A 20,392-nucleotide genomic window follows, 5' to 3' on the forward strand; every position below is an offset into this window, starting at 1 on the left:
ATGTTTTCATATCAAGAATTACAGGTTATTGATGTTGTCGCCCGTCGCGGAAGTTTCTCCGCAGCGGCTGAAGAACTGCACCGCGTTCCCAGCGCCATAAGCTACACAGTACGCCAGGTTGAGGAACGGCTGGCTGTTACACTTTTTACCCGGTTGCACCGCCAGGTTGAGCCTACAGTTGCCGGCAAATTTTTTGTCGAACAGGCAAGAGACCTCATAAACCGGATGGAGCAAGTGCGCTTTGATACCCAGCGTGTGGCAAACGGCTGGCAGGCTACGGTTACCGTGGCTTTGGATAATGTTGTGCGCGAAGACCAGGTAAGTGTCCTGGTGAATGATTTCTACAAAGCTTTCCCGGATGTTGAATTGCTTCTGAGTATGGAAGTGTTTAACGGTGTTTGGGATGCTCTGTCGGACAACCGTGCTGATATCGCTATCGGTGCGACCACTTCTGTGCCGGTGAGTGGTAATTTCGGTTACCGCAATATGGGAACATTGGAGTGGCGGTTTGTTGCCGGTAAAAACCATCCCCTTGCTTCCGCTACCCATATACTGACTGATGCCGAGGTTGCCACCTATCCCGCAATTTGCCTTGAGGATACTTCCCGGATTATTCCCAAACGCACAACCTGGCTTCTCGATAACCAACGCCGAATCGTGGTTCCCAACTGGCACAGTGCGATGCAGTGCTTTCTGGCGGGAACCGGTATCGGTGTCGTCCCGTCCCATATGGCGTTGCCACATATTGAGTCCGGGCTGCTGGTCGAAAAACAAATCGAAACACCACCGCCAGCCAGCCCTTGCTGTATCGCCTGGAACAAATCCAAACTGAGCCCGGCGCTCGACTGGCTTTTGGAATACCTGGGGGATTCAGACCAACTACATAACCAGTGGTTGAGGTGATACCAATCAGACGAATTCATCCAATTGGTTTTAATAAACCTTGGCTTGGATAGCCAAGGTTACAGGCATCTGGTGAGGGAATCGACAGGCTATTTCACCGACTTTAACGTCTGGTATCCTGCCCAAATCCGGGTTGCGGTGGTAAGCCAGCAAAGACCGCCAAAGACAAAGGCGATAGTTGCGAAGTGGGCAGGGAGAAGGCACATCAGGACAAAGCAGGCGATAGTTTCTGTGCCTTCCGTCAGGCCGCCCATGTAGTAGAGTGATTTGTTCTGGTAGACCGGGTTATCGATACTGTGTTTGCTTGCCATAATGGCAAACGAAAGGAAGCTTGAACCGGTCCCCATAAACGAAAAAATAAGGAATGCCGCCGCGACAGCATTAGATTCCGGAACCGCAAGGGCAAAAGCGAAAGGCACCATCGAGTAGAAGATAAAGTCGAGAGTAATATCCAGGAAACCGCCACAGTCGGTTATTCCCTGCCTGCGAGCAACAGCCCCATCTATCCCATCAAATATCCGGTTAAGCGCAATAAACAGCAAGCCAAGCAGGTAGTTTCCTGTGGCAATAGCCGGAAGGGCACCCAGTCCGATGATAAACCCGGCAATGGTAATTTGATTGGCGGTAATCCCCAGTTTGTCAGGAAGGGATGCAATGAGTGTGAGTGGTTTTTTGATTACCGGAATAGCAAAACGATCAAGCATCTTGGTTGGATTCCTCCAAAGGAACGGTAGTTGGCAACTTTGGCCACTGAATGCATTTACCCTTGGGCGGTACATCGTCTTCGTCATGGGTGACCATCACGGTGGCGATGTTGCGCTGGGTAATTTGGGAAAACACAAACTGACGAAACGCCTTACGAAGTGGGCGGTCGAGTTTGCTGAAAGGCTCATCTAAAAGCAGAACTTTGGGCGATGACAGGAGGGTGCGCATCAGGCTGATGCGCGCTCGTTGGCCACCGGATATATTTTGCGGCGCGTGCCAGGCAATATCACTGAGTCCTATTTCGGTCAGTGTTTGCATCGCCATGTCCTGTTTTTCGTTAGCGGAATGGTTGGATGAAATCCCAAAAGCGAGGTTCTGCCAAACGTTCAGGTGCGGAAATAACAGGTCGTCCTGAAACAGGATCCCTATCGCGCGCTTTTCCGCAGGCAGGGCAGCAACATCATCCCCATCAACATCAATATTGCCGGATACGTTGAATACAGGACTGAGGTGCCCGGCAAGGGCACTTAAAAGCGTCGATTTGCCGCAGCCGCTTGGCCCCATAATCGTTATCACCTCACCGCCGGACACATCAAATGTCAGGTCCTCTAGGAGCGTGGTGGATTCAGATGTGATGCTGAGATTTTTTACGTGTAATTGCATCGATAGACCACCTTGGTGATTTTCGAGTTGCCAGCCTCCGGGCCGGTTCTGTCATTCGTGAAGCAGCAACTGCCAGGGAGAATACTACTAAAGGCAACACGGCTTGCATAAGGCCGTAAATCGCTATGATACGCCGGTCCTGACCACTTGCGAGGCTGACGGCTTCCGTAGTCAGCGTGACTACACGGCCTGCACCCAGCAACTGGGTTGGAAGATACTGTGCAAGGCTGACACTCATTCCCATCGCCCAGCCGAGAATGATGGCAGGCAAGAGCAAGGGAAGTTTTACCTTTCCCCATGAATGCCATTGCGAGTAACCGAGACTGCGGGCTGTCTGTTGCAGGCGAGGGTCAAAACTGCGCCATGGGCCGTCAAGAGAGAGGTAAATATAGGGGAAAGCGTAGAGCACATGGGCCCAGATAACCCAGAACGTATAATGTGCACCGGGTATCAAGTAAGTAGTAATTTGCATTCCAAACAAAACGGAAAGCTGGGGAACCAGCAACGGTGTCGCAATAACCACAGCCGGGAGAGAGCGGTTATGTATTGCCCGGTACTCAAGGGTAATAATGGCCAGTATCAGGGCGAGTGTCGCTGAAACCGTGGCGAGCCAGAAACTTTGCGAGACAAGATCCAGTAAGTGCGAGTACTCCTGTTCCCAAAAGCGAAGGGAATACCTGCTGGGAACCATATCCGGGAAGCGCCAGCGAAGGGCGAACGACCATACTGCCAGAACCGGCAGGGCAAGGATGGGCAGAAGGGCAACAACAGCAAAGAGCCCTTTTCCCGGGAGGTATACAGCAGAGGAGCCAGAATACTGCCAGCGTTGCCAGTAACGGAATAAAACCCATTCCAAGCTGCGGTATAAAAGCAGGGATGCAAAGCAGAGAGCAAACAGCAATACTGCCCCGGCTGTCGCACGAGGCAAGAGCGCAAGGTCAGGATCGTTAAACCACTGCCAGATAAGAACTGCAAAGGTTGGTGGTGTTGACGGGCCAGCAATCAGAGCGATGTCTACCACGGACAGGCTGTAAGCAAGAACGGCATAAATCGGGAATCTGAGTTTCGGCAGCCACAGTGGGAGAATCACCTTCAGCCAACCGGCACCATGGCTGTAACCAAGACTTTTGGCAATCGACTGGTAATGACAAACCGGGAACTGCCTGAGAATGGCGATGCTCATCAACAGCAAAAACGGGGTTTCTTTAATAGCCAATAACAGGGTGAGGCCAACCGCCTGCATGGTATCGGTACAAAAGATGTTACATTCCTGGCCAACACCGAATAAGTTTGCCAGTAAACGGGCAAACATGCCCGAGGGGGCAAACAGAAATACACATCCAACCGCGAAGGCAACATGGGGAATCGCCATCAGAGGTGACAGCCATTTTTCAAGTTTCACCCACCGCGGTGTTCCCCAGTAGCGTTGCACGATAAGGAAGGTCCAAATCAGTGCAAGAAAGGTACTCCCGAAGCCGACAGCCAACGAAATAGAAATTGACGTCGAGACACCCGGCCAGGCTGCAATCTCCCGCCAGGCTGAGAAGCCAGGGGAGACAAACCCAAGTGTCGGCAGGTAACTGAACGCGACTGCCACCAGTCCGGCAAAACCCGGAATGAAGGGCAGGGCAGTAATCAGCAATGCCAACAGATACAACAGCCTAAGCATCAGGTGTCCTTAAATATACCTTCGAGACAATAGGTTACGGTCAGTGACCGTAACGCTCTGTCCAGGCTTTCTCCAGAGCCACCTGCCAACTTGGATGTGGCTCTGGGATAGATTTATAAAACTCGGTGGAAGCCTTGTCACTTCGGATAACCATAGGATCACCCCAAATGTTGGTATCGGCTTTTCTCAACTGCGCTTCCTCTCCCATCAGGAAGTTGATGGCAACCAGTGCACCTTCCTTTGATGACGCATTCCAAGGAATGCCCATAAAGTGGATGTTGGACAGCGCGCCACGTTCAAACGCATAGGTTCGGGCAGATTCAGGCAGAGCGCCGTTGGCCACTTTTACTTTCGCACTGTTGGGATTAAAGGTGACCGCAAGCAACAGCTCGCCATCATCCAGTAGCTGTGACATTTCATTACCGTTCGCCGGGAATTGTTTGCCATTCCGCCACGCGACAGCGTGCAATTCGTCAAGGTATTGCCAAAGCGGCGCAGTTGTTTCAGCAAACTCGCTTTCAACAACAGGCTTGTAGAGGCGATCTGGGTATTTGGTCAGTTCAATAAGCGCCGCTTTCAGGAAGCTGGTGCCGTGGAAAGCAGGTGGCTTTGGATAAGTAATTTTGCCTGGGTGTGCTTTTGCAAGACTTAACAGTTCTTGGAAGTTCTTCGGTGGGTTGGCAAGGGTCTCCGAATCGTGGATAAAGACCAGTTGCCCTACGCCCCAAGGAGCTTCCAATCCGTCAGTAGGCTCAGTAAAGTCTTCTTCAACCGGAAGATCCTTGTTCACTATCGCCCAGTTGGGAAGTACGGTGGTGATCGGGCCATACAGCAACCCGGCCTGCTTCATCGATTTAAAGTTCTCACCGTTTATCCAGACCATGTCCACGCTGCCGCCGGTATTGCGTCCAGCTGTTTTCTCGGCGACCAATCGGTTTACCGTTTCTGAAATATCAGCAACCTTTACATGCTCAAGCTTTACACCGTAACGCTTGGTCAGTTCGTCATTTGCCCAACGGAGATAGGCATTGATGTTCTGGCTTCCACCCCAGGCATTAAAGTAGACCGTCTGACCCCGCGCTTTTTCGGTGATCGTATCCCAGTCAGGCTGACTGGCTGTGGCAGTAAAACCGATAGCACTGGTTAAAAGGCTCAGTCCAACAAGTAGTTTGCGCATTGCGTTCCCTTTATTTGTTCTATGTTAAGCGTCGTCCCCCCCATGGCATTTTGTAAAACTTCCGTCGATTAAAGGCGAAAGTGGCGAGCCATGAGGGAACGAGATTGTTGCGTCTATCCTTTGCAACATCTGTTTTTTACGTCAAGGTTATTCAGGATGGGCTATTCACCACGCATCCATGTATGGAATTTGCCTACCCAGCCAAGCAGCTTCTCAGGTGCATGGGCTTGCTTCCAGACACCGGCGGTGTATTTTGTTGCTTCACTCATGGTCGGGTAGGGGTGGACAGTTCCCAGAATCTTGTTAAGACCCAGACCATGGCGCATAGCCAGGGTGAATTCTGCCAGTAATTCGGCTGCCCTTGCACCGACAATGGTAACACCGAGAATTTTATCCTTACCCGGCACAGTCAGTACTTTAATAAAACCGTGATCCTCTCCGTCTGCAATAGCCCTGTCGAGGTCATCAATTCCGTACTGCGCTACTTCGTAGGCGATGCCCTGAGCTTTGGCCTCTTTTTCATTCAGGCCAACTCGAGCCATCTCAGGTGAGGTATACGTTCCTGCTGGCATAACCGAATAATCGGCCCGGAATTTTTTGAACTGGCCGAACAGCGCGTTTACTGCTGCATACCAAGCCTGGTGCCCGGCCGCATGGGTCAGTTGGAAAGGCCCGGCAACATCGCCAACTGCAAAGATATTCGGGAAGTTGGTTTGCAGGTAGTCATTCACCTTGATGGTCCCACGTTCGGTGAGTTCTACGCCGAGTTCTTCCAGGCCGAAGCCTTTGGTATTGGCGACACGACCTAAAGCCAGAAGCACATAGTCAAATTCTACTTCTTTTTGCTCGCCGTCTTGTTCAAGCGTCACATATTGGCGCCCGTCTTCATTGGCAAACTTCACCGCTTTGTGTGAAAGCAGTACGCTGACACCATCTTTTTGCAGACCGTCCACAACCAATTCAGCAGCATCGGAGTCTTCACGGATAAGAAGTTGGTCAGCCATTTCAACCAAAGTGACATCTGTACCCAGCAGTGAAAAACTCTGTGCCAGTTCACACCCAATTGGGCCGCCACCCAGCACTAACAGTTTGCCCGGTTGCTCGGTAAGCTCCCAAACATTGTCGGAAGTCAGGTAGTCAACACTATCCAGCCCTGGTATACCGGGAACAAGTGGTCGAGCACCGGTACCGATGACAATGTTGCGGGTCGTGAGCACTTCCCCGTTAACTTCCACTTCCCACGGGGAACGGATGGTTGCCTCGCCCTGGATACAGTCCACACCAAGGCCACTATAGCGTTCAACCGAGTCGTGCGGTTCGACCTTTGAAATAACATCTTTTACGCGTTGCATTACCTTGGTGAAATCGACAGTTGGTCTTTCAGCCTGGATACCAAAACGGTCTGCCTGGCTGATTTCAGCCATAGTGTGAGCAGCGCGGATAAGTGCTTTGGAGGGGACGCAGCCTGTATTCAAGCAGTCTCCGCCCATTTTGTGTTTTTCAATCAACGATACTTTTGCTTTCACAACTGCAGCGATGTAAGACGTCACAAGACCGCCTGCACCTGCACCGATAACCACGAGGTTACGGTCAAATTTTTGGGGCTTGGACCAACCCTGGTAAACACGTTTGCTGTTAATCATGCCCATAATCCATTTGGCAATGAGAGGGAATACACCCAGCAGCACAAATGACCCAAGAACTGTTGGGGAGACAATGCCGCTCAGGGAATCCAACTGAGCCAGTTGTGTACCGGCATTCACATAGACGATTGTGCCGGGTAGCATACCGATTTGGCTGATTACGTAGTACCGAGCCACTTTAATTGGCGTCAAACCCATCAGCAGGTTAATCAAAAAGAAGGGGAATACCGGAATAAGGCGCAGGCTGAGCAAGTAAAATGGCCCGTCCTTTTCAAAGCCTTCATTGATGGCTTTCATTTTTGCGCCGAACTTACCTTGCACCCAGTCACGGAGAAGGAAACGGCTGACCAGAAATGCCAGAGTAGCGCCAATCGTGCTGGCAAATGAAACCAGCAACAACCCCCACCAAAATCCAAACAAGGCTGCTCCGAGCAAGGTAGCAACCGCTGCTCCAGGAATAGAAAGGGCAGTAATCGAAATATAAACAACGAAATAAATAAGGCTGGCGAGTAAGAAATTCTGCTCGATAGTTTCAGCCAGTGACTGTTGCCAGTGTTTCGCATTTTCCAGGGTTAAAAGTGTGTGGACATCCGTGGCAAAGCCGACAGCAATTAGCCCTACAAGGATAATGAGAAATAGCAACCGATTTTTGTTCATTCGACTGTCCTGTTAAGAAATCAACCAATCTAAGGGATACTCGCCCTCAAAGATGTTAATAACGTACTATTAACAATGATCTAGGGTGGCGGGATTTTCAATTTTTAGTACCTTTTCTTTAGGTGAAGGCATCAAAATATCCCACTTAAATCACAAGACCGGTGAAGTTTAGCGTCTATTTCAAAAAAAGTATGAAATATTTAGGGAAAGTAAATTGAAAGGATAAAAAATAAGCCAGGCTGATGCCTGGCTTGACTGGGAGTCTGAATATTTCCCTACTGGTTGATGATATTCAGTAGTTCTTCACGTCTGGAAGCCGGAACGACTGACCAGTGGGTGCCATTAATGGCACCTTCCAGAGCCCATAGCAACTCGGTTTTCAGTGGTTGGTCGTGACTGGCCTGTACTTTGAGAAATGCTTCGGCAGCGCCCACATCCTTGAGTTCCTGCGCCGAACTAATCCCCGCCTTGACCAGCATACGTTCAGTAGCCAACCGCAGGTTCGGTAAGTCTTTCAGACGGGTGATCTCTTCCTTTTCCTTCTTCTCCTGCTCCCTGCGCGCAATGGATAGTGCAACGCGACCATGTTGGAGTAGAGTCTCAGGTTCCAGCCACCATGACTCGGCGACTTGGAAGTACTTGGTTACAACCGGGAAACCCCGTTTTGCGTATCGGTAAGGCTCAAGAGAAAATTGTTCAAAAAGGGCCTTGTTCTCCTTACCGGTACGTAAATAGAGTGTTTCCCCAACCACCAGAGCGAACATAGTTTTATCGGCGAAAACGCCGAAACCGCCGAACATAGTCCGGGCACGGATCGAGCCGAGCGGCTCAAACAGTTTGATTGCTTCTTTTAACGTAGGTTTGTCCATATCGCCTCTCGTAAGTAAGCATACCCAAGCGATGAACAAGGCTTACATCGGCACGATGTCTGGTGAAAATGTTTGCGTCGACAAGATACTGCTAACTTTTCCACGGCAACCCCGCTACCATCAATAACCCTAAAAAGGAAAAGGTTACTGGAAGGCCGGTGGCTTTGCGTCCCATGCTTTCGCAGTGGTTTGCCCTGTTCGTGTAGTCATTAGCGTATTGAATGAGATGACTACATAAGAACAATAATCGTATTGTTGAGTGAAGGTGTCAAGCTTGAACCCGGTTCAATTTTCTAAAAGTTAGCATTGCAGAAGTTGCAGTGTGGCGTGGGAATACTTCCAATGTTTAAAAATTATGCAACCGAATGAATTTCAGGGGTTTTGCGGTGGGGGATAAGATGAATAAAGGCACTGAACGTTCAGTGCCTTTATGTAAATAACAAAAACCTCAGTAGACTTATCGTGCTACAACGGAGCCTCTGACAACCAGTTCTGGTTTAACTTCAAATACCTGCTGGGTGTTGTCTCGATTATTGATACGCTCGAGCAAAAGTTTTACTGCCGTTTTACCAAGACGTTTCTTAGGCTGGTGGACTGTCGTCAGCGGCGGTGAGAAGTAAGCTGCCAGCTCAATGTTGTCGTAACCCACCACAGAGATATCTTCCGGGACTGAAAGGCCGCTACTACGGAAAGTGCTGATGGCGGCAAGTGCCATAATGTCGTTAAAACAGAAAATAGCAGAAGGTCGATCTGTCATGGCCGCAAATTTCTTGGCTGATTCTACCGCCGTCTCGGTTTCGAAGTCACCTTCAAGGATCCAGTCCTTGTTTACAGGTAAACCAGCTTCTTCCATTGCTTTCGTGAAGCCGTTCAGACGTTCCTGACAGGTCAGTTTATCAAGAGGGCCTGCCAGACAGCCGATTGCACTGTGTCCCTGTTCGATAAGGTATTTGGTAGCAATATAACCGCCCAGTTCAGCGTTATCCTGAATAGAGTCTGCGCTGATATGGCGAGATCCCCAGTCCATGACCACCATCGGCAGGTCTGCGCGTTGACGCTCCAGGTGGGAAATCAGGTCATCACTGAGGTCAGAACACATGACCAGCAAACCATCGACGCGCTTTTCTGCCAACATTCGCAGGTAATCGCGTTGTTTGGTTGGGTTACCCTCAGTATTACAGAGAATCAGAGTGTAGCCTTCGCGGTAGCAGTATTCTTCTACACCATGAACCACTTCAGCGAAGAAAGGGTTGGTTGATTTAGTGACCAACATACCAAGCGTGCGAGTAGAGTTGCACTTCAGGCTACGTGCCACTGCACTTGGGGCATAGTTTAGGTCATCAATCGCAGACCAGACTTTCTTTTGTGTCGCTTCAGCAACAAAACGGGTCTTGTTGATAACGTGAGAGACAGTAGTGGTGGAGACACCCGCCAACCGGGCAACATCTTTAATCGTAGCCATTATTATTAATCCACTTCAGACCTACAGGCCGGCAATGCTGTCTATCACCAATCGTTCGATACCAATGAATTAATCCAATTGGTATAACACAAAAACGCCGCTGTACGTCGCGGCGTTTGGTCTCGAATTTGTTATAAATTTGAGCAATATATGAACAGCAATGCTTACAAAAATTCTCATAGCTAATCGCTTGCGTTCACAGTTTATATTCGAAGGGTCTGCCGGGCAATGCTCTTATGTACATATGTCCCATTCATAAACAAAAATGAGAAATTTAGCGCGGTTTTAACGGAAATTTTCCGGATTTTGCTTTGTTGGGTAACGAAATATGCACAGTTTGGGTGAGTAAAAAACCATTAGAGGTACTGGTGTGGTGTAAGAATGTGCAATTTTAGGCAGCTAATTGACTGACAAGACCGGCGTTGCAAGTCTGGGGTGAGACGAAATATCGAATTTGCAGTGGTAGATCTCGGCCAATTTATTGGACGTCATTACTTCCCATGGTGATCCATCCATTACCAGCTTTCCGTTGTCCATCACAATGACCCTGTCGGCATAGCGGGCCACCAGATTTAGGTCGTGCAGTACAGCAATCACAGCACATCCTTGGATTGCTATTGACTGGAGTGTGTTCAACAGGCTGTGCTGGTGGTGAAGATCCAATGCGGAAGTAGGTTCGTCCAGCAAAAGCATGTTTTTTCCTTCGGTGAGGCTTAGTTGGACAAACAGGCGGGCGAGCTGGCAGCGCTGCTTTTCACCGCCGGAAAGGGATGGGAAGCTGCGTGAAGACAGCGGTGCTATCCCGGTCTTATCCATGGCGGAGTGCACCAAGGGTGTCAGTTTGTGACGCGGTAACTTTAACGGGTAGCCTCCCATTTCGACGACTTCCCGGACTGTGAATGGAAAATTGAGGCTGCTGTGTTGGGGAAGCATCGCCACATGGCGGGCTAGGTGTTCCGGCATCCAGCTTTTTCTCGGCGTACCCCAAAACGCCACATTGGTATGTTGATTAGACATCACCTGACTGAGAAGCGTACTTTTTCCCGCGCCATTCGGGCCGATAATCGCAACAAGTTCACCGGGTTTGATGCCGAGAGTAATGTTGTCGATCAGTTTTTTCCGGCCTTGGCGAATGGTGAGGCCAAAAACCTCCAAAGGCAGTTTTGTCTCATTCGGCATTGTGTTGTGCATTACAGAATCCGCCCTTTTTGTTGAATCAGAAGCCATACAAAGAACGGGCCTCCCAGAAGCGCCGTGATAATACCCACAGGCATTTCTGCCGGAGCAACCAGTGTTCTGGCGAGAATATCAGCCGCCAACAGAATAGCTGCGCCACCTATGGCAGATACTGGCAATAAAACCCGGTGATCGGGGCCGCACAGCATCCTGCTGATATGTGGGATCACCAGGCCAACAAAACCAATAATTCCACAAAGGCTGACAGCTACTCCCACTCCTGCCGCTACAGTTAGGATCACGCCTCTTTTCAGCGCGCTAACCCGGACACCTGCGTATTCAGCATCTCCTTCACCGAGAAGGAAGGTGTTCAGTGATTGTCTCCATCGGAATGACAGCGTGCCGATAACCAACAGCGTGGTGGTCGCCAGAACCACAGAATCCCAATCAGCTGCAGCAAGCGATCCCATGGTCCACATCGTTATGTCCCGGAGTGTTTGGTCATCAGCTATATAATGGGTCACCCCCAAGATGGCACCGCTTAGTGCGCTGACGGCGATACCGGCTAACAGCATCACTGGAACAGAATGACCGTAAGGTGTGCGTCCAATACGGTATACCAGCAGGGTTGTTAAGGCCGCACCGACAAATGCGAAAAATGGCACCGGCCCGAACAGCACGAAATCAGGGTTGAATCCGGGAAAGCTGGCGTAATACACCATAGTCAGTGCGGCTCCCAGGGCAGCCCCGCCAGAAACACCTATAATCCCTGGTTCTGCCAGAGGGTTCCTGAAAAGCGTCTGCATCATGGCTCCGGATGTCGATAAAATGGCCCCTACAGTCAGGCAAAGCAGGGTTCTGGGTAGGCGAATGTCCCGGATGATGAGCTCAATGTGGCCGGGCAGTGTACCAAGGCCAGGGATGATCCCTTTGAAGCTGTCACTTACTGAAATAGGCATTGCGCCGCTTGTAAGAGAGACCATTGCAAGGATAGTTAACACTGACAGTAAACAGCCGTATACCCAGTTGGTTGGCAGACGTTTGATAATCATTCCCTGGGTTATCCCTAGTGTGCCGTTCCTGGTCCCGTACCGATGCTGTTTTGCAGGCGCGAAGCTTCAGCGAGGGAAAGCAGCGACAACCCGCCCAGTAACGCTCGGCTGTTGAGGTTGTAAACAGCGTTATTTTTCACTGCAGGTGTCAGGGAAAGGGTTGGAAGGAGTCGTAAAAGCTGGGTCTGTTTTTTTTCTGCAGGTTTTCCTCGCTGGCTGACGAGAATAAAATCGGGCTGCAAAGCGGCAATCGCTTCACCGGAAATGGGCTTGTAACCATTAATATCATTAGCCGCATTTTCAGCCCCCATTAAAGCGATAATCTGGTCAGCCGTTGTATCGTTTCCTCCTACACTGGGTGAACGTCCGGCATGGACAAGAAGAAAGAGCCCCCGCTGATTAAGTGCGCCACGTTTTAATCCGGCTAACTGTTTATCTACATCTTCAGAAATCTTCTCCGCTTGAAACTTGGTTCCGGTGATTTCTCCCAGTTGCCGGATGCGTTTTTTAAGACCCGCAACACCGCCTCCGGATTCAAACGAAATGACCTCAACGCCACTTCTTTTGAGAATATTGAGCGTATCTTTACTTCCCATGGCATCGGAACCAATCAAGTGTGATGGCTTGAGGGAGAGGATGCCTTCCGCAGAAAGCTGTCTGTGGTAACCGATGACTGGCAGGTCGCGCTCATTTTTTAACTGTGTTGTGGAATCAACGCCAATCAAAAGCTCTGCTGCACCCAAAGACTCGATAATGTCAGAAATGCCAGCTCCTGCGCTGACGATAGCCGGTTTATCAGTTGCCTGGGCTGAGAATCCTACAGTGACAAGCAAAGGGATAATTCGCAAAATAACCGCAGACAGTGAAAGGGGAAGCCTCATGTTGTTAATGCTCTGTTGCTTTGATATTTCGTTGCATTATTGTTGATAATGAGAATGAGATCAATTCGTATTTAAATAATATAAGAGTTGTGTTAACTTCCTGCTCCAATTGACATGCCATCAGCAGTTTTAAGGAGGAGTAGATGGTTTCCTACAATTGGAAAAAGCTTCAGGGTACTTTGCTCACTTTACTCACTTTGCTTTGTGCGCCATTTGCAATACATGCAGCAGAGGAAACGTCGGCACACGACAGCGATGAAAAGCTGGTGGTATATGCGACGCGAAGTCCAGATGTGGGCAACAACCCGCTGGTGAATGCGACTGTTGTCAATCACAGTGAGCTGGAAATACTCCAAGCCGATTCGGTTCCTCAAGCCCTCAAAACCCTTCCTAATGTGACCGCTTCTGGAGGGCCACGCAGCACTTCCCAAAGCGTGAACATCAGGGGGCTGGATGGTCAGCGCATCGTGCAGATTGTTGATGGTGCAAGGCAAAACGTGTCCAGTGGCCACCGTGGAACGTATTTCATTGACCCGGAAATGTTGGAAAGCGTAGAAGTCGTCAAGGGCCCGGTCAGTTCCCTATGGGGTTCTGGAGCATTAGGCGGCGTTGTCTCACAGCGAATGAAATCAGCCTCTGATTTTCTGAATGCCGGCGAAACATTTGGTGCCTATGTCAGCCAGGGGTACCACTCCAACAACAAAAAAAGCCTGACCAGTGGTTCAATTTACGGCCAAAACGGGGATGTTGAATATCTGGTAAATGGTTTTTATAACGACAGTGACGACATTGAGCTGGGCAACGGTAAAAAGCTTGAAAATTCAGCCTCCAGACAAAACGGCGGCATGGTGAAACTGTCTTTCCAAGTAAACAGGGATCTGACGCTGAATTTCAACAGCCGTATCAACCAGATTGATGAACGGGTACCGAGTAACCCTGCAACAAATGCGGGACGTTCTTCGCCTTTGGTTTACCGGGAAACCCAGGACAGCCAGCTGGCAATCGGTGCAGCGTACAACCCGGTAACAGAATGGGTAAACCTTGATGCCAAGCTTTATTTCAACCAGACCAACTACAAAGAAAACCGACTTGATCAAGGCCAAAAGGACGATACAGACTATGACACCCTCGGCCTCACGCTGATTAACCAGAGTAAATTTGATGCCTTAACCCTTCTATACGGTGTGGATGTCTACCGGGACGACTATACAACCAAGCGTGATGACAGCGGAACGCCGGGTACCCGACCGGATAATATTGATGCGTCTGCTGACAGCCTGGGTATGTTTTTACAAGCTGATATAACGCTGGCTGAGTCCTGGTTGTTACAAGCTGGTTTGCGGCATGATCGGTACAAAGGCAAGGTTAAAAACGGTACCACTCCAGATGCAGAAGAAACAGCGAATTCACCTTCTTTGGGACTGCAGTGGCAAACTACAGACTGGCTGACACTTTCTGCCCGCTACCAGGAAGCATTCCGTGCGCCGAGTATGGAAGAAATGTTTTCAACCGGTTGCCATTTCTCTATGGGGCCGTTTGGGTGTAACACATTCCAGCCAAACCCGGACCTGAAACCCGAGGAAGCGAAAAATAAAGAGCTCTCTGCTCAGTTGTCTTTTGAAGACAAGGGAATTTTTGACAGTATCGACGTCTTTGCGACAGTGTTCCTCAATGATATTGACAACTTCATTGAGCAAACAGTAGGGCGTACTACTACCACATTCAATAATGTCGACGGGGCTGAAATAAAGGGCGGGGAGTTGGAAGCGGCATTTGTATCCGGAGCTGCCGCGCTTGATCTTGCGTACGGCAGGGCTGATGGAAAGGCAAAATCTGGGGAGGATCTGTTTGGTATTCCAGCACAGTCTTTGGCAGCAGATCTTTCCTACTATATTGGAAATACAGGCCTTAAAGTGGGGACACGCTACAGCCATTACTCTGCGCAGGATGACGTCAATACAAGCTCCACGAACCAGGGGCCATATGGCAGCTATAAGCTGGTTGACCTCTACGCAAGTTATGAGCCGTTAACCAGCCAGTTGGATGGTTTAAAAGTGGACTTTGCGATTGATAACGTGACCGACGAGTATTATCGCGTAGCGTGGGAACAGCTTTATGAAGCCGGGCGAAACTACAAACTCAACGTGCGTTATCAGTTTTAATGGAATGAGACATGGATAAGAAAGCACTGCCGGAAAGTGAGCTAACAGAAAAGGTGAAAACAGTCCTCGATGCCGAACCGCACCTGCATGCGGGGGGAATTGCGGAGAAACTTGGTGTGTCTGAAGGGGAGGTGGTCTTCTCCCTTCCCTCAGGTATGGTGACATCATTGCCAGGAGTCCATGCTAAAGCGATTCTGGAATCCCTAAGTGAATGGGGCCCGGTGACCACTATTGTTGCCTCCGGTGGTTCTATCTTTGAGGTTAAAGCGCCTTTCCCCAAAGGTGTGGAAGGACACGGTTATTACAACCTGTTTGGGAAAGAAGGTGAAATACACGGTCATCTCCGGCTTGACCGGGTAAACCGTATTGGCCTTGTCTGCAAACCTCATCGCGGTCAGGAAAGCTACTTTATCGGCTTTTTTGATAAAGCAGGTCTTTGTATCTTTAAAGTGTATCTGGGCAGGGATGAGCACCGACAACTCTTTCCTGAACAGGTTGATAAGTTTATGGCGTTGAAAGGGTTAGTAAATGAGTGAAGTAAAACAGGAACGTCTGCAAAACCGCCTTGGGCCGGAAATCGCTGAATTTCGCCAGACTTGCCGGACACTGCAACTGGCAACGGTGGATGCGGATGGCCAGCCCAATGTGAGCTATGCCCCTTACGCACTGGGTGGAAAAGCGTATTACATTCTTATCAGCGAACTGGCGCGCCATACACAAAACCTGCTGGAACAACCTGTTCTGTCGCTGATGATGATCGAAGATGAAGTGAACAGTAAGCAGATGTTTGCGCGTAAGCGCCTCACATTCGATGCCAGTGTGATGCAAGTGTCCCGCGATACCGAAGAGTGGAGCCAGGGTATCGACGCATTGCATCGCCGTTTTGGGGAAATCGTATCGGGTCTAAGCTCACTGGCAGATTTCCACCTGTTCCGCCTGACGCCGGTAAAAGGCCTGTTTGTAAAGGGGTTCGGGCAGGCATTTGAGGTCAGCGGTGACGATATGGTAGATGTGGTTCACCTGAAAGAGGGGCACAGACGAATAGGTCAGTGACATGGGTTATCACGTCAGTAACCGAGACTGCTTTAATACAATAAAAGGCTCCAAAGGAGCCTTTTATCAGGGCTGGATTACCAAGTACCCGTCAATGTAGGTGGGTTTGCATCGGCACCCCACCATTTACGGTAAGATTCCTCGTATGCGCCAGAGTTTATATACTCAGAAACAAACATATCCATCCAGCGTAAGAACTCCTGGTCGCCCTTTCTTACACCTACTGCGATAGGGTCATTTGAGTGCAACCCTGGCAGCGTCACCAGGCTTGGGGTGTTCGTAGCCAGGTAATCAACAAGTGAGCTGTCTTCGATACCCGCATCAACTCTTCCTTGACGGAGAAGCAGCACGCCATCCGGAGCAAAGTTATCGGTGTAAACGAGTTCTGCGCCAGGGACTTCACGCTTAAGGAAGGTTTCACCTGTTGAACCCCTGCCTACAACAACGCGTTTACCGGCGAGATCCTGTATAGAATTAATCTTTAGGCCTTTTTGGTGGACAATGCGCAGACCTGCTCGAGCGTATGGAATAGAGAAATTAACAGATTTGGCTCGCTCCAGGGTGGCTGACATGTTCCCGATAACCGCATCTAATTGATCAGAGAACAGCATGGATACCCGTGCATCACCATGGACGTCGGTAACACGTGCTTCAACACCAAGTTTCTCTGCCAAGCGCTTTGCCAGATCAACGTCATATCCTGCGGGTTGGTTTTTCTTGTCTCGAAAACCAATCGGCTCACCACCCAAGGAAACACCAATCTTAATGTATCCTCGTTCGCGGATGTCTTCTAATTTACCTGCTAATGCTGAAGTAGAACTCAGTGAAAGTATGCCTGCCAATATCGTGGCGGCGAATGTTTTGAATTTCATCGTTTATCTCCCTTTAACGTCGTACAGCTACCTTGTGCTCGGGTTTACCCATTCCGGTTCTGTATACCCAATATTTAATTTCTTCTTCACACCCTACGTTGATTACTCTGTAGTTGTCATCTTTGTCGATAACGTGAATTACCACTCCGGCAAGGAAACCGGTTTCCAGGCGATGTAATTCAGAAACGGCCATATCTATTGCTTCATCAATCGAATGGCCCAAACGCATTGCCATTACAATCGAGTAGGAAGTGTTGGTTCGTATGGTCATTTCCCCTGTATGTGTACATGCAGCTGCCCCATAGCGGCTGTCGGCATAAAAACCGGCTCCGGCTATTGGGGAGTCCCCCAACCGTCCCGGGTATTTCCATGCCCATCCGGATGTACTTGTAGCTGCGTAGATACCTCGATCATTGTCTTTAGTAAGAAATACCGTCGTATCACGGACCTTTTCAGGATCTGTTATCAAGGAATTAAGATGGGCAAGAGGGCGAGTGGACATATCCGGGTGTTGTTCACCGGTAATGTCCTGTAGCTTTTTTAACCAGACTTGCCTGGAATCTTCCAGCAGGGGGTTAGGGCACTCAAACCCCATCTCATAGGCGAATCGTGTTGCTCCCTCGCCAACCAATATTTCATGGTTGAGTTCTTCCATTACCTTCCGGGCAATGCGCGTGACATGAAAATGGTCTTTCACTGCCCCGACAGCTCCGGTTCTGAGGGTATTTCCATCCATTACAGCGCCGTCGAATTCCATATCACCAATCAGGTTTGGCCAGCCTCCATAACCAACACTGCGGACTTTGGGTTCTGCTTCAACTTTTTCGATGCCATAGAGAATTGCATCCAAGCCATTGGCTCCATTATTAAGCATCTGGGCGGTATCATTGATTCCGGGCCAAGCTTCTGAATTCGATAAAACAATCATTACTTACAATCCATTTTTTCTAAAAAGCGCCTAATCCTCGGATCTCTTTTTCCACCATCTGAAGAAAAGAATGTTTCTTTATCCATATCTGCCTTCACTACTCCTTGGTCAAGGAACACGATTCGGCTGGAAATTTTTTCGGCGAATGCAATCTCGTGTGTTACAAAGACCAGTGTGGTCCCTGATTTAGCGAGTTCAGCCAATACATCAAGCACTTCAGAGGTCATTTCTGGGTCGAGTGCACTGGTCACCTCATCCAGAAGCAAACACTCGGGTTTCATCGCCAGTGCCCGGCAGATACCTATACGCTGCTTCTGTCCACCTGAGAGTTGGGCCGGATAACTGTCTGCTTTATCGGAGAGATCGACCACGCTTAAGAGTTGTTTGGCTTCTATTTCCGCATCAGCTTTGGTGAGCCCCAGTACTTCTATCGGAGCCAGCGTGATGTTTTCCAAAACAGTTAAATGAGGGTAAAGATTAAAATTTTGGAATACGGTTGAAACCGACCGGCGGATTTTTTGCAGTTCATTTTTGTTTGCTACAGATAATGCCCTGAATTGAATGTCACCAGCATCAATTGTTTCCAGTCCATTGATGCACCGTAATAAAGTTGATTTACCTGATCCGCTGGCACCTAATATTGAAACGATATCGCCTTGTTTAATTGTTAAGCTCACGTCCTTTAATACTGCGTCTTTTCCAAACGACTTCTTTACGCTTTTTATAGATATCATTGGGGTAACCTTATATTGAAGACCAGGTTTGATGCTGTTTTAGACGCTGTTCGAGTTTGCTTCCCAGCTTGGAGATTGCCATCGACAAAGAGAAATAAATTAGACCTATGATTGGCCAAACAATAAAAGGTTGCCATGTGCGTTGATTCAGGATCGCTCCAACCTTGGTAATGTCTATCACGCCAATTACAGAAATCAGGGACGTTACCTGCAATTGATTAACTGCCAAACCGACCAATGGCGCTATTGCAATTAAAAGTGCTTGTGGGGCAATGATTTTTTTCAAGATGGTGAATTCGGTGATTCCAAACGATCTTGCAGCATCCAATTGCCCTCTATCAATAGCGGACATACCCGTGATTACAATGACTGAAACAAATGCTGCGGTATTGCCTGTTAACGTAATTATTGCAGCAAGTTCGGCGGACATATCCATCGACAGGAAAATAGGCAGCCCAAAATAGATTAAAAATAGCTGCACCAAGACCGGTGAGTTTTTCAAAAATTCGCTTATAAAAACTGAAATTTGACTGAATACAGGGATTCGATAATATCTGCAAATGGCTAAACCCAATCCAAGTCCCGCGCCATATATACTGGATAATAAAAAAACCTTCAGTGAAACGGCGATTCCGCTCAACAATACAATGAGGTCATAAAGTACAAATTCGTTGCCCGACATAATTATGCCTCCGCCTCAGTGAATCGATTAAGTCTCTTGTGAACCAACGAGACCACAACAGAGAGGAGGTAGGTCAGGACACAGTAAAAAAGCAACAAGAAAAAATAAACCTCAAACGGTCTGAAGGTTTCTGCTGCAATAATTTTTGCCGTACCCGTCAGCTCATTTAGCGTGATAGACGACAAAATCGAGGTGGTCAAAATGAGGTTTATGAATATTGAACCGAGAGGTTTAATAGAATTACGCAGTGCCAGTGGCAATATGATTTTTCGATAGATTGTTATACGGTTTAGGCCAAATGACTGGGCTGCTTCTATGATATCTTGGTCGACTTGCTGAACACTTGCTCGTAATACATCAGCACAGTATGCGCCTACGGCAATAGATAAAGCCAATACACCGGTGGTATAGGGATCAATAAATATTTTTAGTTCTGGCAATCCATAGAATATAAAGAAAACCTGTACAATAAACGGAATATTTCTGAACACATTAATGTAACCATACCCCAAAGCTGATAGAGCCTGGAATCGGCTAATACAAGCAAACATAATCAGCAAGCCTACGATAAAACTGCCACAAATGGATGCAATGCTAATACTTGCTGTTATCGCAAAACCGTCAACAAATGAATGTAGATAGCGATACATGATCGATATATCAAACACAACGAACCCTCAAATTGAAACCGGTTTCAATTTAAGGATTGGGCGGATTTTGGGCAATGCCGGCGACTGAAAAATGGCGTCTGGATCAACAAATGTTATATTTATGTGGCAAAAACCGAAATCGGCATCACGGTTATTGATAGTTTAGCTAATTGGAATGCTTGGCTGGAAAGAGTGCTCCATTTATAAGAGCTTACAGATCTAAATTTAAGGCTTGGGGGTTTTGAGATAACTGTATGTTTTTCTGTTGTTTTATTGCTTGAGTTTAAGGTTTGGCGTTACAGCCCTTCGTGGACACAGTTTCGGGAGCTGACATGTAACTTACTGATAATCTTCATGTTGGCTATAAGGCGATGTTTTGTAGCCATATAGCAGGGTATCAACTTCTGGATTGGTACTGCTTGAAATGAAAAGTGAAAGCATCTGGAACAAAGAA

19 protein-coding genes and 1 riboswitch are annotated in these 20,392 nt (G+C 48.6%); of the genes, 4 read left to right on the forward strand and 15 right to left on the reverse strand.

Annotated elements, in window-relative coordinates; genetic code table 11:
• Positions 1-903, forward strand: a complete 903-nt coding sequence (gene punR / locus NF212_RS07715) for a DNA-binding transcriptional activator PunR (RefSeq protein ID WP_434360336.1) — start codon at positions 1-3, stop codon at positions 901-903.
• Positions 904-992: 89 nt separating this feature from the next.
• On the opposite strand, the gene NF212_RS07720 is transcribed toward punR, so the two are convergent.
• The 10 genes from NF212_RS07720 to NF212_RS07765 form a co-directional block, all read right to left on the reverse strand.
• A complete protein-coding gene (locus NF212_RS07720; RefSeq protein WP_434360338.1) occupies positions 993-1,607 on the reverse strand; it encodes a CDP-alcohol phosphatidyltransferase family protein in 615 nt (204 codons plus the stop codon).
• Entirely contained in the window at positions 1,600-2,271 is a 672-nt protein-coding gene (locus NF212_RS07725; protein WP_434360340.1) for an ATP-binding cassette domain-containing protein, read from the reverse strand. The genes NF212_RS07720 and NF212_RS07725 overlap by 8 nt, the downstream gene beginning before the upstream one ends.
• The gene (locus tag NF212_RS07730; protein ID WP_434360342.1) at positions 2,234-3,940 is read right to left on the reverse strand and encodes an ABC transporter permease; all 1,707 of its coding nucleotides are present in this window, start codon (positions 3,938-3,940) and stop codon (positions 2,234-2,236) included. The genes NF212_RS07725 and NF212_RS07730 overlap by 38 nt, the downstream gene beginning before the upstream one ends.
• Before the next feature lie 40 nt (positions 3,941-3,980).
• Positions 3,981-5,117 carry an ABC transporter substrate-binding protein gene (locus NF212_RS07735; RefSeq protein WP_434360344.1) on the reverse strand — a complete coding sequence of 379 codons (1,137 nt, stop codon included), beginning with the start codon at positions 5,115-5,117 and terminating at the stop codon, positions 3,981-3,983.
• Positions 5,118-5,278: 161 nt separating this feature from the next.
• Positions 5,279-7,417 carry a dihydrolipoyl dehydrogenase gene (gene lpdA / locus NF212_RS07740; protein ID WP_434360346.1) on the reverse strand — a complete coding sequence of 713 codons (2,139 nt, stop codon included), beginning with the start codon at positions 7,415-7,417 and terminating at the stop codon, positions 5,279-5,281.
• A 275-nt stretch (positions 7,418-7,692) separates the two neighbouring features.
• Entirely contained in the window at positions 7,693-8,286 is a 594-nt protein-coding gene (locus NF212_RS07745) for a TfoX/Sxy family DNA transformation protein (protein WP_434360348.1), read from the reverse strand.
• A gap of 101 nt (positions 8,287-8,387) precedes the next feature.
• Positions 8,388-8,490, reverse strand: a riboswitch (cyclic di-GMP riboswitch).
• A gap of 253 nt (positions 8,491-8,743) precedes the next feature.
• Positions 8,744-9,748 carry a substrate-binding domain-containing protein gene (locus NF212_RS07750; protein ID WP_434360350.1) on the reverse strand — a complete coding sequence of 335 codons (1,005 nt, stop codon included), beginning with the start codon at positions 9,746-9,748 and terminating at the stop codon, positions 8,744-8,746.
• 399 nt (positions 9,749-10,147) lie between these two features.
• The gene (locus NF212_RS07755; protein ID WP_434360352.1) at positions 10,148-10,939 is read right to left on the reverse strand and encodes a heme ABC transporter ATP-binding protein; all 792 of its coding nucleotides are present in this window, start codon (positions 10,937-10,939) and stop codon (positions 10,148-10,150) included.
• Positions 10,939-11,976, reverse strand: coding sequence for a FecCD family ABC transporter permease (locus tag NF212_RS07760; protein ID WP_434360354.1), 1,038 nt, complete (start codon positions 11,974-11,976; stop codon positions 10,939-10,941). Before NF212_RS07760 ends, NF212_RS07755 begins: the two co-directional genes overlap by 1 nt.
• Before the next feature lie 14 nt (positions 11,977-11,990).
• A complete protein-coding gene (locus NF212_RS07765) occupies positions 11,991-12,857 on the reverse strand; it encodes a heme/hemin ABC transporter substrate-binding protein (protein ID WP_434360356.1) in 867 nt (288 codons plus the stop codon).
• Between the two features lie 143 nt (positions 12,858-13,000).
• Here NF212_RS07765 and NF212_RS07770 point away from each other — a divergent pair, with 143 nt between their 5' ends.
• Genes NF212_RS07770 through hutZ form a run of 3 tightly spaced genes read left to right on the forward strand, consistent with a single transcriptional unit; the run spans position 13,001 to position 16,072 of the window.
• Positions 13,001-15,019, forward strand: a complete 2,019-nt coding sequence (locus tag NF212_RS07770; protein ID WP_434360358.1) for a TonB-dependent hemoglobin/transferrin/lactoferrin family receptor — start codon at positions 13,001-13,003, stop codon at positions 15,017-15,019.
• Between the two features lie 11 nt (positions 15,020-15,030).
• Complete coding sequence (hutX, locus tag NF212_RS07775; RefSeq protein ID WP_434360360.1) at positions 15,031-15,555, forward strand: heme utilization cystosolic carrier protein HutX; 525 nt, start codon at positions 15,031-15,033, stop codon at positions 15,553-15,555.
• Positions 15,548-16,072 (forward strand): heme utilization protein HutZ, encoded by a 525-nt coding sequence (gene hutZ / locus NF212_RS07780; protein WP_434360362.1) that lies wholly within the window; start codon positions 15,548-15,550, stop codon positions 16,070-16,072. Before hutX ends, hutZ begins: the two co-directional genes overlap by 8 nt.
• Positions 16,073-16,149: 77 nt before the next feature.
• Here hutZ and NF212_RS07785 read toward each other — a convergent pair whose 3' ends face one another.
• Genes NF212_RS07785 through NF212_RS07805 form a run of 5 tightly spaced genes read right to left on the reverse strand, consistent with a single transcriptional unit; the run spans position 16,150 to position 19,956 of the window.
• On the reverse strand, positions 16,150-16,944 hold the full coding sequence (locus NF212_RS07785; protein WP_434360364.1) for a transporter substrate-binding domain-containing protein: 795 nt from the start codon (positions 16,942-16,944) through the stop codon (positions 16,150-16,152).
• 13 nt (positions 16,945-16,957) lie between these two features.
• The gene (locus tag NF212_RS07790; protein WP_434360366.1) at positions 16,958-17,872 is read right to left on the reverse strand and encodes a N(4)-(beta-N-acetylglucosaminyl)-L-asparaginase; all 915 of its coding nucleotides are present in this window, start codon (positions 17,870-17,872) and stop codon (positions 16,958-16,960) included.
• Entirely contained in the window at positions 17,872-18,606 is a 735-nt protein-coding gene (locus tag NF212_RS07795) for an amino acid ABC transporter ATP-binding protein (protein ID WP_434360368.1), read from the reverse strand. The genes NF212_RS07790 and NF212_RS07795 overlap by 1 nt, the downstream gene beginning before the upstream one ends.
• A gap of 10 nt (positions 18,607-18,616) precedes the next feature.
• Positions 18,617-19,288 carry an amino acid ABC transporter permease gene (locus NF212_RS07800; protein WP_434360370.1) on the reverse strand — a complete coding sequence of 224 codons (672 nt, stop codon included), beginning with the start codon at positions 19,286-19,288 and terminating at the stop codon, positions 18,617-18,619.
• A gap of 2 nt (positions 19,289-19,290) precedes the next feature.
• The gene (locus tag NF212_RS07805) at positions 19,291-19,956 is read right to left on the reverse strand and encodes an amino acid ABC transporter permease (RefSeq protein WP_434360372.1); all 666 of its coding nucleotides are present in this window, start codon (positions 19,954-19,956) and stop codon (positions 19,291-19,293) included.
• Positions 19,957-20,392: the final 436 nt, after the last annotated feature.

The sequence above is a fragment of the Parasalinivibrio latis genome (assembly GCF_036825535.1).
In the GTDB taxonomy this organism is placed as follows: Bacteria; Pseudomonadota; Gammaproteobacteria; order Enterobacterales; family Vibrionaceae; genus Parasalinivibrio; species Parasalinivibrio latis.